Below are 17,558 nucleotides of genomic sequence, written 5' to 3'. Positions count from 1 at the left end.
ACTAGAAAGCTAACTTCATCCCGATGAGTGCGGAGGGGGCATCGCTCAACGCCCCGAACTCGGTGTCGCGACCGCCCCCGGAGAGCGCGAGCCCCAGCCACAGACTGGTGTGTTCGTCCGCCTGGTAAGTGTAGCGCGGAACCGCGACGTAGCTCCGGTCGTTTACGCAGTAGATGCCGGACACCTCAAACCGGTGGTCCGCTTCGGGCTGCCACCGCACGACTCCGACAGCGTAGTTTCCTGCTTCAACCTCACCGCCAGGCCCGAGCTCGTAGGGCATCATGATAGAGCCGCTGGAGTTGTATATGTACTCCATCATCAGGTACACCTCGCTCGAGTCGCCGAAGGTCCTGTCTCCTCCCACCACCGCCTGCCAGTGCGGCTCGTTTGAGGAAAAGGCGATGTTGTTTGGATCATCGAGTTCGGGCACCTGGTCCGGCCACGCGTAGCTGCCCTCCCCCCAGAACGTGTACGGTCCCCACGTGCAGCTTACGGCTGCCCCGGCCTCCGTCACCTTCCGGTAAGCCGCATGAGGATCGACACGCACTTCCAGGGGTGACATCGGCGTTGCGCTCACCCAGAGGACCGGGTGGTCATCCCATCCTCTGAACGCGCTGAGGTATAGGTCCCAGCCGCCAACCCTGGTTCCCACACGCGCCGCGTACTCCAGCCGGTCACGCAGCGATTCCGGCGGCTCGACCGTGAAGTGGTCGGAAGACAACTCTGCCCTTCCCCCGAACGGCGCCAGAGGCTCGCCGATCTGATGCGCGACTCCTTGTAGGAGCGACGTCTGTGCGTCCACGGGTAGAGGCACTCCTTGCAGTCTTGGGTTCACTACTGCCACCAGCCCCAAGTCCCCCCAGGATGGGTACACCGTGGCGGTCACTGCAGGCACCGGAAGCCCGCCAAGGTCCAGCCCTCCCGATCCTCCGACAACTGGGATGCCGGAGCCACTCGATGAAGAGGCCGCGCTTGGCAACGGATTGACGTAGCTCGTGGGATTGAGCGCGTACGCGGTGCCCCAGCTGACGACCTGCTGTCCGAGGCGCAAGTCCGCACCGCTCAAGTAGACATCGACGTACGCCTCGTCGAGTTCCATGAGCTTTCCCTCTTCAGAGCGGAGATCGTACTCCCCCTCGACCGACACGTAGAAGCTGCCTAGCGCGTCGTCGCCCGTTTCGCCGAACTCTCCCGACAGCGACAGACTGTAACTTGCCACAGCGGCAGTCACGCCCTCCCCACGCAGCGAGATCGCCAGAGCGTGCTCCACGTCCCCTGACGCCACAATCTCAGAGATCCCGAACCCGCTCCCCTCGTCGATCCCGGTCTCCTCGCCGAACGCGGTTTCCGCGCCAAACGCGGTCTCCGCTGCAAGCACGGTACCCACGGCGAGCATGGCACCCGCCCACGCGCAACATAGCGCCAACGCCGCGCACAACACCAAGTAACCGGTGCCCGCCGCTCGCTTAGCCCGCCTTTCATGCGCTCGCTGTGCCCACCTGTCATGCCTGGCCCAACCGACTAGCCCCGTCAATCCGGCCAATCCTCGTCGCGTCACGGTCTTTCAACCTCCTCGATACAGAGGCCTTTAGTCATCCGCCTCCTCGGCAGGGTGGTCTTTCGTCTCCTGCGCTTGGCGCTTCTTCACTTGGCACGGCCCTCTTCAGCGCCGCCTCAGATAGCGGATGGTGAAGTAATCATCGGGAACCGCGTCCTCCGATGCTTCGAGGATCTTGACTATCGTCTTCGTGCCCGCCACGACGTCGCTCATGGTGATGGTGGAGGGATCCCACTTGCCCTTGCTGTTTCGTTTCAAGTCCGAGTTCGAGAGCACCTTGCGCACTTTACCGTCCTTGTCATAGAACTCGATTTTCAGGGGAATGAATTCGTCTCGCCACACCCACATCTTGACGAAAGCGTAGTTGCCGCCATCCTGCGGTGTCAGGCGCAGCACGTAACAGCTGCGCCCGTCCAGGGTCTCATCCTTGAGCTTCTCGGCCTTGTAGTCGCTCTTGTACGTCGAGCCTCCGGATATCTCCTCGTACGTGAAGTCAGTCCCCATGAACTTCGACCGCGTCTCAGTGCCCGCTATTCTCCTCTCTCTGCCCAGGGCCGGCATGAACAACCAGATCTGGCTTTCCTCCTTGCCCCCGCTTATGCTGAGGAGCTTGGTCCCCGCGACATCCGCCGGAGACAGGTACTCAAGGAGCTGCTTCTCCGTGCCGTCAGAGGCCTTAGCCCGGTACACCTTGAGCTTGTTGCTCCGTTGCTGCCCACGCTTGTTCTCCGTGATGAGCTCTATCGTGGCGGATCCGTTGCCCGTCAACATGGTCGTGCCCTCGATCCTGTCGAGGATCTGCTCGGCGGTCAGTTCCGACGCCTCAACCCGTCCCGAGTTGAAGTCACGGAGCGGCCCAAGCAAAGCCGCCGCGCAAAGTGTCGCCGCACAGAGCGCCGCCACACCCGCGACCACCGGGCGCCCCAGCGTCGTCTTGGTCCACCTTGCCCATTGTCGTGTATCACACCGCATCATGCTTCAACACCTCCGGCACTGACATCCTCACCGGCCACCGCCCTCCCGTGACACCCCGGCGCGCTTCGCTCACCCCAACCTGGGCGCGGGCGCGGGCGCCGCCCCGGGTCCGGGCGCAGGCGCAGCAGTGGGCGTAGGTGCGGGCGCTGTCGTAGGCGCGGCCGCGGGCGCAGACACAGGTGTCGCCCGCCCCCGCCGCACTCCGCCGAATCCCGCGTCACGCACACGGTCCGCGGGCAGGAGCCTCAAGACCGCGGGCAGAACGAGCAGGGCGCCAAGCGCGCTCGTGAACATTGTCGCCGCCACGAGAAGGCCGAACACGGAGATCGCCCTGAAGCTCGAGAACGTTAGGAGACCAAACCCAAGGATCAACGTCGCCGCGTTGAAGAACACGCCCCGCCCGGTCGATCCCACGACGCTGGCGAGAGCGTCCTCTCTGCCCTTACCCTGCCTCAATTCCAGACGGTACCTACTGAGAACATGGATCGAATAGTCGACGCCGATCCCAATGGCCACGCCGGATATCATTATCGTCACCACGTCAAGGGGGATTCCGCTGAACGACATCAGCCCGAAGTTCACGATAACGCTGATGAAGAGGGCCACGAGGCACAATAGACCCATGGAAGCGGAGCCCATGACGAGAGTGATCACGGCCCAGACGCCCGCCATCGACACGACGAGGCTCTTAATCTGGCTGTCCATGAACCTGTCCATGAGCCGCAGCATCACCTTGGGCAGACCCACCACGGTTGTCTTGACATGGGTGCCGCCGAACACTTCGCCCGCGATATGCTCCACCGCCTCAATCACGCGATGCAGTTCTGAAGTGGGGAGATTGACGACTCTCGTGGTCACGAGGGCTTTCTGGAAGTCGTAGCTCACCATCGTGTCGAGGCCCGACCCACCCTGCATGGTGAAGAGCAAGAGCTCCTGCGCCACCGCCTCCCGGCTGTCCGGGATCTTGTACTGCGAAGGATCGTTGTTGTTCAGGGCCTGATTCACCTCGCGGATGAGGCTGGCCACGGAAGTCGGGTCGCTTACTTCACCAAGTCCCTTGAGCCTGTTCTCCAACTCGATCATGCGGTTCAACACCGAAGGGTCTTTGATGCCGTCGGGCTCCCCCGTGTCGACGAGCACTGACAAGCCGAGGGTCCCGCCGAAGTGATCTTCCACGGCCTTCGTGCCTGTGACGGCGGGACTGTCCTCTCTGAAATAGCGAAGGAAATTCGTTTCCACCGCAAGCCCGGGAATTCCGGCCGCGAAAGCAAGGGTCACCGCGACCGCACCAATTACGATCTCGCGCGGACGCGACACCACCAGCCTCCCGGTGGCACCGAGCAGCTCCTGAAGGAGGAAGCGCCGGCGACGGCCGTCTCCAGGCGACCTGGCGTCCAATGTGGACGCCGCCGAGGTGGCCAGGCGCCTTGCTCGCGCCGCCAGAACCGCCGGCACCCACGTAAGCGAGATAAGCATGTTGAGGATGATCCCGACTGCAGCGAGAGCGCCGAACTCTCTCACGGGAGGAACGAAAGACGTGAGGAAGGACGCGAATCCCACCGCGGTGGTAAGCGTCGTCATTGATATGGGGCTCGTCAGCTGAACGACTATTCTTACGATGGAGTCCTCCGCGTTCCCGCCGGCTCGCGTCTCCTCGTAAAAGCGGTTCAAGACATGGATGCCCGCGGCGCTCCCCATGGAGACCAAGATCGTGGGCAGCATCATGGACACGATGGTGATTTCGTAGCCCAGGCCGGCCATGAGTCCCACGGTCCACACGACGCTCATCACAATGCCCCCGAGGAGCGCGCCTACGTCGGACAGGCTCCCGAAACTCGCGTACAGGGCGCCTATTACAACCGCGACGGCGAGCGGCAACAAGAACCTGAGGTCACGACGCATGTTCCGGGAGGCCCAGTAGCCCATGTACGCCTCCCCGACTATGTATGTCTCCTGGCCAGGGCTCTCTTCCTGGCGCACAAGGCCCTCTATCTCCCCGGCAAGGTGATGAGCCCTGGTCGAAGCCACGATACCTGGCTCGAGGGTAATGAAAATGGCCATGGCCTCGTCGTTCGAGGCGACCATGGCGGAGCCTTGGCGCGTGGACTTGAGCGCCTGCCGGAAGGCCTCTGCCTCCTCCAGTGTCTCGGGCACGCGCTCGGCTGCGGGCAGGATCTGCAGGCCGAACTCGTCTCCCCGCACCAACTGGACGTCGAGGGGGGTCGTGACCCTGTCCACGCCCGATAGGTTTGCGATGCCGTCGGCAAGTCGTCGCACCTTGGCCAGGGTCTCGGGAGCGAAGACGTCTCCCTTGACTACAACCATGATGATGTCCTGTGAACCGAAGTCCTCGACGGTCTCCGCAAGCTCCTTGATCACAGGGTCGTCCTCAGGAGCGAACGCAGCGGTATCCGTCCTAAGCTGCACTCGCGGCAGAAAGCACGCGAAGACGAGCGTCAGCCCGCAGAGAACGGTCGCGACTGTTCCAGGATGTTTCACAGTGTATCTGGCAAGTCGTTCCATCGCCACGTACCCCCTGAACCTCGTACGGTCAGCTCAACTCAGTGACCCCCGTCAGCTCCGCGCCGCCTCCACACCGCTGGTTTACGCGTCGGCGCAGCTTTCGCCGCAGGCCATGCCATTGCGGACGATGCCATGAAGGCACAAGTCGATGAGCTGCGAGACATGCTCTTCCGAAATCTGAGCGCCCTCTCCTATGGTCATGCCCAGAGCGCTGTGTATGATCATCCCCTCTACGGCATATGATGCCAAGCGGGGGTCTATGTCCCGGAACTCACCCCTGTTCGTTCCCTCGCTGATGATGGACTCCATGACGGCGAGGAAAGCCCTGCGCGCATCCTTGGTGCGCTTGTCGAGCTCCCGCCCGAGCTCGCCTATGTCGCCGAACGTCACGGCGAGGAAATCCTGCGACTTGCGAAGGACCTCCATTTGATAGGAAATCGCCCTGCGCAGCTTCTCGGTGCAGCTCCGCGCGCCCACCGCGACACTCCTTGCGCGCCTCTCGAGCTCCCGCGTAAGGTCTCTGAGTCGCTCCTCGATGAGAGCTACGAGGACCTCTTTCTTGCTGGGGAAATAGAGATAGACCGTGCCCTTGCCCACGCCTGCCGCGTCCGCTATCTCCTCGACAGTGGCCTGGTGAAAGCCCTTCTTCGAGAACACTTGCTGGGCCGCGTCAAGGATCAAGTCGCGCTTTCCAGCCTCTCTGGTTTCGCCGCCAAGCGAGCCTGCATCAATGTCCATCGACATCGCGTTCCCTTCCCGCCTCCCGCCGCTTGCGCGGCTTTCTTGGGGCTCCACAGACTCATTCCCTCTGTCAGAGTTGCTCTTCATGAACACCCCGTCGCATCCCTGTGGACGACTGACCTGGATGACCGACCAGGACGACTGACCGTGATGATTGACAGTGATGATTGACCGGAATGACTTTCCAGGATGACTGACCGGTCAGTCATCCATCGTACCTCGTAAGCTACCATGCTTCCGTCGCGATGTCAAGAGATGTCAAGATTGGTGAAAGACAGGTCAGGAGAAGCCTTGGGCGACCTGCGAGGCTAGTAGTACTCTACAGACACCTGCTTGCCCATTCTCTTCAGGACTTGAGAGAGCTCGTCGACTATCTTCTGCTTCAGCGCTAGGGTGACTGGCACGTCGGGGCTTTGGTGCGCGGGGTTGATGGCCCGCCCCACGATGACGCGGACGCTATCCGCCTCGAGGAGCGCAGCCGCCAGGCGGCTCGCGCCGTCCCTCTTCCACGCCACGTCGCGCAGCTTCGCGCCTGTCCTGAGCATCTCCAGCGTGTACGACAGCGTGAGCATTCCCTCGGTGACGAGGTCTATTCCCTCAATGTCGGCGGTGGGAGGGACGCGTCTGTCTTGGGACCTGAGATCGACCTCGATGGGTTTGCCCAGAACGCGCGCGACCATGTTGCCGGTGGTTCCGCCGCACACGACCTTCTTGCCAGGCTCCTCCATGAGCTTCCCCACCACCACCTGGTCGTCCGCGCGGTCCACCGGCGGGCCTACCAGCACTGTGAGGCTGCGAGCGCGCCTCGTGCGAATCGCCACGATTGTCGCGTCGTCACCTGGTTTGAATCCGTACAGCTTGTTCGTGACCCTCGCGATCTCCTCCGCGAACTCGTGGGACGTTTCAGCCCAGCCAGACGCCGATCTCACGTATTCCGCGACCCTGTCCCATCCCCAACCGGTGTTCCACACTCCTCCGATGCCAGCGTGCAGAACCCCGTCGCTCACCATCACTATCCAGTCCCCGTCCTCGACGGAGAAGAAGGCCTCCTTAATGACGCGCCCCCCGATGACGCACTCCGACCTCGGCACACACCTGAGCTCCCGACCCCGGCCCACGAACGCCGGCGGGGAGTCGTACTCGGCAATGTGAGCCGAGCCGTCGTGAAAGATCTGGAGGACGCTGAACGTGGAATACGCAAGATGCCGCTTCTCGCACACGGGAAGCGTGCGCGCGAGGGCGTCGATGACATCCTCGAGGGCAAGGCCGCCCTTGAGCATGTTGACGATCATCCGGACAGTCAGAGACGACAGGATATTGGCCTTGACCCCGCTCCCGAGTCCGTCGGAGAGGGCCACGATGGTGAAGCCGGAACCCTTGTTCACCTCGACGCTGTCTCCGCACAGCTCTTCGCCGTGCTTGTTCAGCTGGCTCACTCCGACCTCAACTCTAAGGTTTGCGCTGAGGTCCACCATTCCCCTTGCCTTCCTCCCTGAACACGTTCATCAACCGCGTCAACAGCACCTTCGTCTCGGCGGTGGTCTCCCCGAGGAGGCCCGCTATCTTCTGCGCGACCTCCATCTGCTTGTCTATCACTCCCTGCGCCTTCTCCAGGGTCTCCGCTCGTAGATTCTGCAGGCGAGCGGCATGCGACCTCTCCTCCGTGATGTCTGCAATGATGGCCATGGCGAGCCTCTCTTCCGGCTCGTAGAATATGGTCTGCCTCGTGACGAGGCCGAGCTCGGGATAAGCCACCTCGACCTGGAGCGACGTCTTCGCGTCGAGGACCTGTCTGAAGCTCGATGGGTCGATGAACGCACCTAGCTTCCCGCCCAGCATTTCATGTCTTGACCGCCCGAACATGCGCTCCGCGGCGGCGTTCAAATCGCGGATGACCTCGTCTTCGTCAACGACGATGATCGCGTAGGGCGCCGAGGCGACGAAGACGTTCGCCATGGACTCGGCGCGCTCGCGCATGTACGGGATGCACATCTCGGGGTCGGCCATCCCGTGGAGCACCGCGATAGCCTTGTCACGGCATGAATCGTAGCCGCACGCGCCGCAGTTGAGCTCATCGTCGGGCGCGTACTTCCCGGTCTTGGCGAGGACGGCCTTGATCGCGTCCTCGTCGGGGGTGGGCGCCACGGGTCGCAGGTTCCGGTACGATCTGTGGAGCAGGTTCCTCGGCAGCCATACGGTGGGCCCCAAGGTGACGTGCTCGTCCGGCCTCATGAGCCGGTCGCCGTCCCGGTCCTGCTCTGAAGCGACGGGAACGGCATCTTCGCCAGCCCCGATAGCCCCGATGCTGCACCGCGTCGGCGGCTGCGACCTTGCGTGCCCTGCTCGCTCCATGTATTCAAGAACTCTTGCCCTGCGCGCGTAGATGTCATCGCGCGCCGGATTCATGGGTCCGTTGATGCACCCGCCCTCGCAAGCTAGCATCTCCACGAGGCGTGGCAGTCTCGGGGCTGATCCGTGTGCGCCGGCCAAGGGCGCTTCGTGGTCTGGATCCGAGGTCTCCGGAAGCTGGCTTGTTGGCGCCACGTGTGAGTTCGGGGTCGCTGCGTCAGCGCTCCTCGCGGTCGGGGCCACTGAGTCCGCGTTGCGCGCGTGGGAAGCCCCAGCGCCCGCGTTGTGGAAGTCCGGTGTCACAACATCCGTTGTGCGCGGGTCCGGCGGCAGGGCCTCAGTGTTGGGTGGGTCCGGCAGCACGGCCCCCGCGTTGTGCGGGTCCGGGGTCGCGCCGCGTGAGTGCTGCGAAGTCGCGTCGCAGGCACCGCAGGAGCCCAGCTTCTCGCTCTGCAGGGTTTCGACGAACCATCGCAGGACTTCGCGGCAATTGTTCATGCCCGATACGGACAGCACCTCCCGGTCAAGCATGTCCGTGCTGAGCCTGGAAGCCCTCAACATGCCGCCACTCACGGGGAAGAGGCGCGCGAGGTCAGGCGCCGGCCCGTCGAAATCCTCAGGCTCGATTTGACTGAGGTCAATGCCTTCTTGCGTGAAGACGCCTGCGAGCTCGTCGAAAGTCAGCACGAAATCGACGGCGTCGTCCAGTCCCGGAACTGCCCGCTCTTCGTGCTTGGCGATGCACGGGCCAATGAAAGCCACCTTCACGCCTGGCACGAGCCGCTTGAGAAAGCGGCCATGAGCGATCATGGGCGACACGATGGGGGCAAGGTATGTAATGACCTCGGGATAATGCCGTTCGATGAGGTTCACCACCGCAGGGCAGGAGCTGGAGATGAGCGGGACGCTGGTCTCGCGTAAGACCCGCGCGTGCTCGGCGCCCACAAGCTCGGCACCGACCGCGGTCTCCTGGACGATTTGAAAGCCGAGGCGGCGAAGGGCCGCCGGAACGGCTAGAGGATTCACTCCGTCAAGGGCAAAGGCGGACGGAAACGAGGGCGCGAGGCTCGCAGCCACCTTCGCTCCGCCGGCGATGGCTGAGCGCACCTTGTGGAGGTCGCTTGCGACCCTCTTGGCCCTCTGCGGGCACACAAGGACGCACGTGCCGTCGTAGACGCACCGCTCAGCGGCCACCCGCGCGTGGAGCTCGTGAGGCGCGTCCCCCCGTTCCATCCTGATGGCCTTGACCGGGCACGACCTGAGACACTTGTAGCAGTCCTTGCACTTGGCCTCTATGGTCTCGATCACACTCACTGTACCACTCCTCCAGCTCCCGACTAGCTCCCAACTACGTGGTGCCAGCCTCTCGCCTCGCTTCTTCCATCGCCCTCCATTGTCATCCAGCGCCCTCTACGCTCTGCGCGGGCCGCGATCCATACTGGCGACGCGCGGCTGCTCCCGCGCCCCCCTCGCCGCTCGCGCGAGTGTCGGCGGGTAGCAGCGGATCGAAAGCGGATTGCAGGCCGCTAGTTCCCGCATGTCGACGCGCAAAGGCCCCGCTGTCTTGACACGTCCTCCTGCGCATCATCGTTCGCGCATCATCGTTCGCAGGCGCTCTCTATCAGCGGTACAACCTCCGTATCGAACAGCCGCGGCACATCGTCGGGCCTCACGCCGGAAAAGACCTTGCTCCCGATCCTCACCGTGACCCCCAAAGTGCAGAGGTCCTGACAAAACGTCCCCTTGAGCTCCACCTGGCCGGGCGCCCTCCTCTCTATCTCCGCCTCGAATGCCTTGATCACGTCGGGGGCGCCTCGCAGAAAACAGGAGCTGCCAACGCACACGAAGATGGTCAACACAGGGACGGCACCTCGCATTTCCTAGCTCTCTCAACCCGGCCCAGGCCACCCGGACCGGGCGACACGGCCCCGGAAACCACATCAAGACGCGCGGCTTGGCTGATTGAGCAACAGGGCTCAAAGAGCCTGTTCTTAGTCGCCATGCGCCGTCGTTCGACAAGGACCATGGATCCCGGGGCTCCCGAGGCCGGTGATCCCGAGGTGGGTCGGCGCACGAGCCGACCAACAAACGGCCCGGCCGGAGAATGCGCTAGCTGCGGCACGCCCGACAAGGCTCTTTGGTAAGCCGCGCCGCGACCTGATCGTGGAAGACGCGCTGCGCGTTCTCGGGAGTCACCCCGGTGATGATCTCGTCACCCACCTTGATCGACACTCCACGGTCGCAGTGCTCCAAGCAGAACGTGGCCTTGAGGTTGACGCGTCCCATGAACTCGTCGTCCTCGGCAAGCCTCGTGAACGTGTCGATCACGTCGTAGGATCCCCGCAGGTAACATCCGGTGCCCACGCACACCGAGACATCGAGGGCCCCAGGCGCCGCGCCGTTTATCCTCATGTCCCCCGTTATCCGTCGGCGTGGCCCGTACGCTGTATGGAGCGCCTCGTGCGCCGCCGTGCTGCCCGGCCCTCCCAGGTGCTTCTCGTAGAGCTTCGCCACCGCCAGGTTCTCACTGGGGCTGCGTAGCTGCATCGTCCTGTCAGCCCGATAGAGACCCTTTCCCCTGGCCTTTCTCGCAGGGACGTCATTCGGATACGGCTGTCCGCCGCCTCCGACGCAACCCCCTGGGCAAGCCATTACCTCAACTAGATTGTAACACACTTCTCTTCTCCGAACCGCTTCCACCAGTCTCCGGGCGTTCGCGAGACCGTGCACGACGGCCACGCTGATCTCAGCGTCTCCCAGCCGCACGGTCGCTTCGCGCGTCCCGTCGAAGCCTCGGACTTCCTGGAATTCGATTCCTCCGGGGTCCACTCCCAGCCGACCTGCTGCCGCTCGAAGCACAGCCTCGGCCACGCCGCCGGTCACACCGAATATGACGCCGCCGCCTGTGGTAAGGCCAAACGGCTGGTCGAAGCCTTCCTCCTCGAGCTCGTCGAAGACTGTGCCGGCTTGCTTCAGGAGCATGCCGAGCTCGGTCGTGGATAGGACCGCGTCCACCTCGCGAATGCCGCCCTCGGACGCGAACTCCGGCCTCGTTGCCTCGAACTTCTTGGCCGTGCAAGGCATGATCGAGACCACGAACACATCCTCCGGGCGCACTCCGAGCTCCTTGGAGTAGAAGCGCTTTATGACCGACCCGAACATCTGCTGCGGCGACTTGCAGGTGGACAAGTTCGGCAGCATGTCAGGATAGTACTGCTCCATGAACTTGACCCACCCTGGACAGCACGACGTGAACTGGGGGAGGTTCTCCCCTTTCCCGAGCCTCTCCAGGAACTCGTGGCATTCCTCCACGGCGGTAAGGTCGGCCGCGAAGACCGTATCGAACACCTTCTTGAAGCCCAGTTTCTTCAGGGCAGCCACCACCTTGCCCGTCCCTATCTCGCCGGGCTTGCCTCCGAAGACCTCGCCCAGCGCGACCCGCACCGCCGGCGCGACTTGCGCCACCACGGTCTTCGACGGGTCATGGAGCGCAGACCACACGGCCTCGACCTCCGACTTGCCCGTGAGCGCTCCCGTGGGGCACACGGCCACGCACTGACCGCAGTACACGCACTCTACCTGGGACAGCTTCCGGCCGAACGCCGGGCTCACGCTCGTGCGCGACCCGCGTCCCGCGAAGTCCAGGACCCCGACGCCCTGGATCTCAGAGCAAACCCTCACGCAGTCCCCGCAGAGGATACACTTGTTGGGATCCCGCACCACCGACGGATTCCCTTCGTCTATGGGAAGCATCTCCTCCCGCTCCCCGAACCTGACCTTCCTCACGCCCAGCTGGTACGCAAGGCTCTGCAACTTGCACATGCCGTTCTTCTCACAGGTAGTGCAGTCCCTGTGGTGATTGGCCAAGAGCAGCTCTATGACCATGCGACGCAGCCTCAGCGTCCTCTCGGTATTCGTGCGGATGACCATGCCGTCCGCCGGCGGCGTGGAACACCCCGCGACGAGCCCCATGCCTTCCACCTCGACAGAGCACATCCGGCACGCGCCGTATACAGAAAGCTCCGAGTGGTAGCAGAACGTCGGGAGCTCGATTCCCGCCTTGCGCACCACCTCGAGGATGTTCTTCTCACCGTTTATCTCAACCTTTTGGCCATCGACCGTCACGTGCGGCATAGCCTCGTTACCTCCTTCAGTCCATTTTGGCGGCCACGCGTCGTGGTTGGTGAGCGTCATGCGTTTAGCCTCGCCCAGCCGGTCTCACCGAGCTAATCTTTCCGGGGCTAATCTTCCCGGAGCAGCCTTTGTGGACCAGCCATATCCGTGCAGCCGCCCCGGGCCGTCCCGGGCCGCCACCCCGGGCCAGTCCCCGGCACCAGCCCTCGGAACCACCCCCCCGGAATCACCCTCCGGAACCACCCCCCGGGCCAGCCCCCAGGGCCAGCCACCCCGAGCTGACCTTCCCGGGCTAACCTTGCCGGAATTGACCCGCCGCGGTTAGCAGCCTGTGGCTAGCACTCCGGCTTAACGGCCTGTGGCTCGCACTCCGCGACTAGGCGTGTATGGCGCCGAACCTGCACTTCTCGACACACGTCCCGCACTTGACGCACTTCTCCGGATCTATCACGTGAGGCTTACCACGCTCACCCGAAATGGCGCCAATGGGACAAACCTTCGCGCACAGGGTGCACCCGCGGCACTTCAAGGCGTCAATGGAATACGTGCGCAACGCCTGGCACGCCCCGGCCGGGCAGCGCTTTCGCACCACGTGTGCCTCGTACTCCGGACGGAAGTACTTCAGAGTCGTCAGGACGGGGTTGGGAGCGGTCTTGCCCAAGCCGCACAAGGACCCGTCCTTCACCGCCAGCGCAAGCTCCTCGAGGAGTCCAAGGTCCTCCGGTGCCCCTTCCCCGCTCGTCATCTTCGTTAGAAGGGCCAGCATTTGCTTCGTGCCTTCCCGGCACGGGACACACTTGCCGCACGACTCGCTCTGCGTGAACCTCATGAAGAACCGAGCGACCTCCACCATACACGCGGTGTCGTCCATCACCACCATCCCGCCGGATCCCACCATCGCGCCGACCTTCGCCAGCGATTCGTAATCCAGACCCACGTCGAGGTGTTCCTCGCCGAGACACCCGCCGGAAGGTCCGCCTATCTGGACAGCCTTGAACTTCCCGCCGCCCCTCATCCCGCCGCCGATGTCGAAGATGAGGTCTCGAAGCGGGAGCCCCATAGGGACCTCGACCAGGCCGGTGTTGGCCACCTGTCCCGCGAGGGCGAAGGTCTTCGTTCCCGGGCTCGTCGGGGTGCCGTACGACCTGAACCACTCCGGCCCTTTCGTGATGATGGCGGGCAAGTTGGCCAACGTCTCGACGTTGTTGATGACTGTCGGCCTGCCGAAGAGGCCACTGGTCGCGGGGTACGGGGGCCTTGGACTCGGCATGCCGCGCCTGCCCTCGATCGACGAAATGAGCGCGGTTTCCTCGCCGCACACGAACGCTCCTGCGCCTTCCTTGATCGTAATGTCGAACGAGAAGCCGCTCCCGAGGATGTTGCGTCCGAGAAGGCCGTGCTCCCGAGCCTGCGCGACCGCCCTCTTGAGGCGGCTCACGGCGACGGGGTACTCCGCCCTCACGTAGATGAACCCTTCGTCGGCACCTATGGCGTATGCCGCTATCATTAGGCCTTCTATCACCTTGTGGGGGTCGCCCTCCATGACGCTGCGATCCATGAACGCGCCAGGATCCCCCTCGTCGCCGTTACAGATCACGTATTTCTTGTCCGAGGCCGCCGCCCGCGCGAAGGACCACTTGCGCCCGGTTGGAAAGCCGGCGCCGCCGCGCCCTCGAAGGCCGGAGGCCGTTACGGTCTGGATCACCTCTTCAGGCGTCATCCCGCTGAGGATGCGCGCAATCGCCCCGTAGCCGCCGTGGGCGATGGCCTCCCGGATGTCCTCTGGGTTCATTCGACCGCAGTTTGCCAAGACCACCCTTACCTGCCTGCGGTAGAACGGTATCGACTCCTCCGTGCGAGCGGGCTCGCCGGTGGACGGGTCGTGATACAGGAGGCGTTCGACGACCTCGCCGCGGACGAGGGTGGTCTCGACGATCTCCTCAACGTCCTCGGGCTTCACTTGCACGTACAGGATGCCTTGCGGCTCTATCCGGACGAGCGGGCCCATCTGGCAGAACCCGTGGCAGCCGCTGATGGACACGCCCACCCCGCCGGCTGATCCGACTGCCGAGGACTTGGACGTGGCCCCATGCGCGGACGGCGCTCCGTCTGTGGCACCAGGCGCGTCGCCGACCTCAAGCGTGCGCCCACCTCTGGCCTCGGACGCGGACGCAGGGTGAGCTGTGGACGCTGAGGCATCGCCGACCCGGACCGTGCAACCATCGTTGCAGGACTCCCCGCGGGACGCGCCAGGTGCGCTCGCGTCGCGCGCACTCCCGCTCTCGGTCTTGCACGCGTCAAGCACCATGTCGAGCTCGATCAGGAGACCTCTCTCCCTGATCGCGTCCTTGAGCCTTTCGTAAACCTTGAGTGAGCCGTTAGCCATACAGCCCGTTCCCGCGCACACGAGAGCGCGCACTCTTTGGCGGCCGAGGGCCGCCTTCATGTCATTCGCATACGACTCGACGTCCTGTGGCGTGTTTAGCCGCGCGGTCATTCCCGACACCCCTTTTCCCTACCGTCCAGCTCTGCGCTGCGACCCGACACGTTGTTTCCGTCTGTGTTTCCGTCTGTGCTGTGCCTTGTCGCGTCGTCCCCGCCCGAACCATCTCTGGTCACATCACCGGCTTTCTCCTTCGCGATCAGCTGGTCAAGGATTATCGACAACGCCTCCGGAGTAAGCTGGCCATGCACGTCGCGGTCGTTCACCGTTACCACCGGTGCCAGCCCGCAAGCACCAATGCATGACACCGTCTCCAAGGTGAACTTGAGATCGTCTGTGGTGTCCTTGGAGTCATCGAGGCCAAGCTTCTCCCGTACCACGTAACGCAGTCTCTCGGAACCCCGCACGTGACACGCGGTCCCGTCGCACACCTTGATGACGTACTTTCCCTTGGGCTTCAAAGAAAACTGCGCGTAGAACGTGGCGACCCCGTACACAGTCGCCGGGGGTATCCCGAGCGCCGTTGCAACGTAGGTGAGCACTTCCTCCGGGAGATAGCGGTACTCCGACTGGATCTCCTGGAGGATGGCTATCAGGTTGGACACCTTGCCGCCATGCCTCTCGATGATCGCGTTTACCTTGTCAAACTTGCGCTGAAACACTTGACTCTCCGCCACCGCCATAAGCGTTACCCCCCGTGTCGTTCGCGCTGTCCAGAGCCTGTCCAGAGCGCGTTCTCTTGCTTTGAATGTCTGCGGATCCTGCGGGCCGCCGCCCGTCGCGCTGGAGCGCGCCACACCGCCGGTCGCCGGTCGCCGGTCGCAGTGCCGCTCGCAATGCCGGTGGCACCGCCTGTTGCGCCGCCGGTCGCGCCGCGACTCACCGCGGCTCACCGCGAGTTGCCGTAACCGGATATCACCTAGTATCGGCCCTCGTAACTTGCCGTGACCTCCGTTGACCTGCCGCAAGCCACTCCGGCAGGCGCGGTCTGTCTTGACATGCGCCTTGGGCGTCGCGACCCGCCGCCTCGTCGCGCGGCGCCTCGTAATGGGACGTCTCGTTATGCGGCGCCTCGTCACCTGATAGCGGCCGCTCTTTGTCTGGCCGGTCGTGCGTCTCCCCGCGAGTTCGCGGAGTTTGTGAAAGCCTGCACAATCCTGGGCGCACCCATCCGGCCCACGCCGTACTTCCCCGCCTTTGGCCAGACGCTTGGCCAGATCCTTGGCCAGACGCTTGTCCCCACTCGCCGAGGCAGCACCGGAACACCGGACATGCGGTCACGCGCCGCGTCCTTTACGCAACTCCATCACGCAAGATCACGCCAGGTCACACGCCAGATGGAGAGACCACCCAAAGCGCCGCGGCTGGCGAGCTGTCCGCGTTGCGCAGTGCCTCCACACTGTGGATGGAGAAGTGGGCGGCGTCTCCCGGTTCCAGACGGTACCACTTACCCCCGCTCAGAACCTCGACACTCCCCTCGAGCACGTACACAAAGTCGTCTCTTTCGTGGCCGTACACGAGGTTCTCCCGGGGGTAACTGGCCTGGGGCCCGAGCGAGACGAAGCACGCTTGCATCCGCTTGCTACGCGACCCGAGAAACGTAAAGAGCTCTATGTTCACGCCGTCGCATCCCGTAACTAGCCTCCGCCGGCCGCCCTTGCGGACCACGACCCATTCCTCTGGGAACTCGTCGTCGGTGAGGACAGACACGCCCGTCCCAAGGACAGCGCCTATCCGCTTGAGTGTCGAAAACGATGGAGTGGCCTCGTTCCGCTCGAGCTGGTAGATGAAGCTGGGGGATACTCCCACCTTCTCTGCAAGGGCTCTTGCGCTGAGACCGGCGTTCTCTCTCATCCTCCTCAGGCGCTCTCCGAAATCCATAGGCTCAGCCTCCTCATGGTGTCGTAAGGCCGCTGTCTCCCGGCCCCTGTCACACGGCAGCGCCTATGTATGTCTCGCATGACCCGTGCGCATCTCGTCATCCGTGTGACCCGAATGTAGCCTGTGTGATCCTGGTTGCCCCAAGTGACTCGGTGACTCGCGGATGCCGCGCGCCCAGCGCCTCTCGCGGGGTTCGTGAGATGCCGCGAACCGTGTGCCTCGCGCGCTTGTGTCCGGGCGCGCTTGTGTTCGGCACGCTTCAATCGCGCCGGGCCCGACGGGCGCACTGGGCGAACTGGGCGTGCGGGGCTGCCGGGCACGCTGGGCGCGCTAGGCGCACCGGGTGTGCAGGGCGTGCGGGGCGTGCGAGGGTGCAGAGTATACCGGGCACACCGAGCACACTGTGACCACCACGAACCTCGTGGACATCGCGAGCACCGTAAGCACCGCGCGGTCCGTGACCGCCCTGACGGCCGTGATGGCCGTCAGCACCATCAGCGCCGTGACCGCCGTGGGCACCGCGAGAACCGCGAGCGCCGCGACAACCAACGGTTCGCTTCCGCGCTCCACTGCTACTGGCATTGCACCTTTCCAGCACTACTATATAGCCCTGGTTCACATGTGTCAAGTGTCATTTTCCATGGCAACACACACGGCGGCATGATTCGGAGATAAGGAGCAGGCCGTAGTGAATGGGTGGAGTCAGAGCGTGAGCTCGCCACGGACTCGCGGCCAGCTCGCGAAAGGTCTCGTGCCGTGGGTGACCAGCCTTTTCGACCTCGGTCGGACACCGCTGCACGAGACCCTGAACGAGACCTCAAAACCTTGACGTGCGCCTTGCGGTCTTGCGGTCTTGTAGGCCCGCTGTCGTGAATGCCACACGCCGGAACTGCACCGGCCTGTCAACGGACTGTGATTTTGTCACCCCAAAACACATTCATCTGGACTGAGAAA

11 protein-coding genes and 1 pseudogene are annotated in these 17,558 nt (G+C 63.7%); all 12 read right to left on the bottom strand.

The features are described from left to right. Position 1: 1 nt before the first annotated feature. Positions 2–1,558, bottom strand: coding sequence for a hypothetical protein (locus NUW12_09090; GenBank protein ID MCR4402919.1), 1,557 nt, complete (start codon positions 1,556–1,558; stop codon positions 2–4). A gap of 105 nt (positions 1,559–1,663) precedes the next feature. After that, the gene (locus NUW12_09085) at positions 1,664–2,533 is read right to left on the bottom strand and encodes an outer membrane lipoprotein-sorting protein (protein MCR4402918.1); all 870 of its coding nucleotides are present in this window, start codon (positions 2,531–2,533) and stop codon (positions 1,664–1,666) included. Positions 2,534–2,602: 69 nt separating this feature from the next. Further along, positions 2,603–5,056, bottom strand: a complete 2,454-nt coding sequence (locus tag NUW12_09080) for an MMPL family transporter (GenBank protein MCR4402917.1) — start codon at positions 5,054–5,056, stop codon at positions 2,603–2,605. Positions 5,057–5,137: 81 nt separating this feature from the next. Then, positions 5,138–5,800, bottom strand: coding sequence for a TetR/AcrR family transcriptional regulator (locus tag NUW12_09075; GenBank protein ID MCR4402916.1), 663 nt, complete (start codon positions 5,798–5,800; stop codon positions 5,138–5,140). A gap of 305 nt (positions 5,801–6,105) precedes the next feature. Further along, the gene (locus NUW12_09070; protein MCR4402915.1) at positions 6,106–7,272 is read right to left on the bottom strand and encodes a serine/threonine-protein phosphatase; all 1,167 of its coding nucleotides are present in this window, start codon (positions 7,270–7,272) and stop codon (positions 6,106–6,108) included. Then, positions 7,247–9,460, bottom strand: coding sequence for a PAS domain-containing protein (locus NUW12_09065; protein MCR4402914.1), 2,214 nt, complete (start codon positions 9,458–9,460; stop codon positions 7,247–7,249). Before NUW12_09065 ends, NUW12_09070 begins: the two co-directional genes overlap by 26 nt. A gap of 284 nt (positions 9,461–9,744) precedes the next feature. Continuing rightward, positions 9,745–10,023, bottom strand: a complete 279-nt coding sequence (locus NUW12_09060; GenBank protein MCR4402913.1) for a (2Fe-2S) ferredoxin domain-containing protein — start codon at positions 10,021–10,023, stop codon at positions 9,745–9,747. Between the two features lie 232 nt (positions 10,024–10,255). After that, positions 10,256–12,280 (bottom strand): NADH-dependent [FeFe] hydrogenase, group A6, encoded by a 2,025-nt coding sequence (locus NUW12_09055; GenBank protein MCR4402912.1) that lies wholly within the window; start codon positions 12,278–12,280, stop codon positions 10,256–10,258. Positions 12,281–12,656: 376 nt separating this feature from the next. Then, positions 12,657–14,777 (bottom strand): NADH-quinone oxidoreductase subunit NuoF, encoded by a 2,121-nt coding sequence (nuoF, locus tag NUW12_09050; protein MCR4402911.1) that lies wholly within the window; start codon positions 14,775–14,777, stop codon positions 12,657–12,659. 146 nt (positions 14,778–14,923) lie between these two features. After that, a pseudogene (locus NUW12_09045) lies at positions 14,924–15,406 on the bottom strand (NAD(P)H-dependent oxidoreductase subunit E). Between the two features lie 643 nt (positions 15,407–16,049). Further along, positions 16,050–16,604 carry an XRE family transcriptional regulator gene (locus tag NUW12_09040; GenBank protein ID MCR4402910.1) on the bottom strand — a complete coding sequence of 185 codons (555 nt, stop codon included), beginning with the start codon at positions 16,602–16,604 and terminating at the stop codon, positions 16,050–16,052. 330 nt (positions 16,605–16,934) lie between these two features. Continuing rightward, on the bottom strand, positions 16,935–17,186 hold the full coding sequence (locus NUW12_09035; protein MCR4402909.1) for a hypothetical protein: 252 nt from the start codon (positions 17,184–17,186) through the stop codon (positions 16,935–16,937). Between the last annotated feature and the right edge of the window lie 372 nt (positions 17,187–17,558).

The organism is Bacillota bacterium (assembly GCA_024653485.1).
In the GTDB taxonomy this organism is placed as follows: domain Bacteria; phylum Bacillota; class SHA-98; order UBA4971; family UBA4971; genus UBA6256.
Note: the sequence above shows the minus strand (reverse complement) of the source record. Positions and strands in the feature narration are given on the sequence as shown.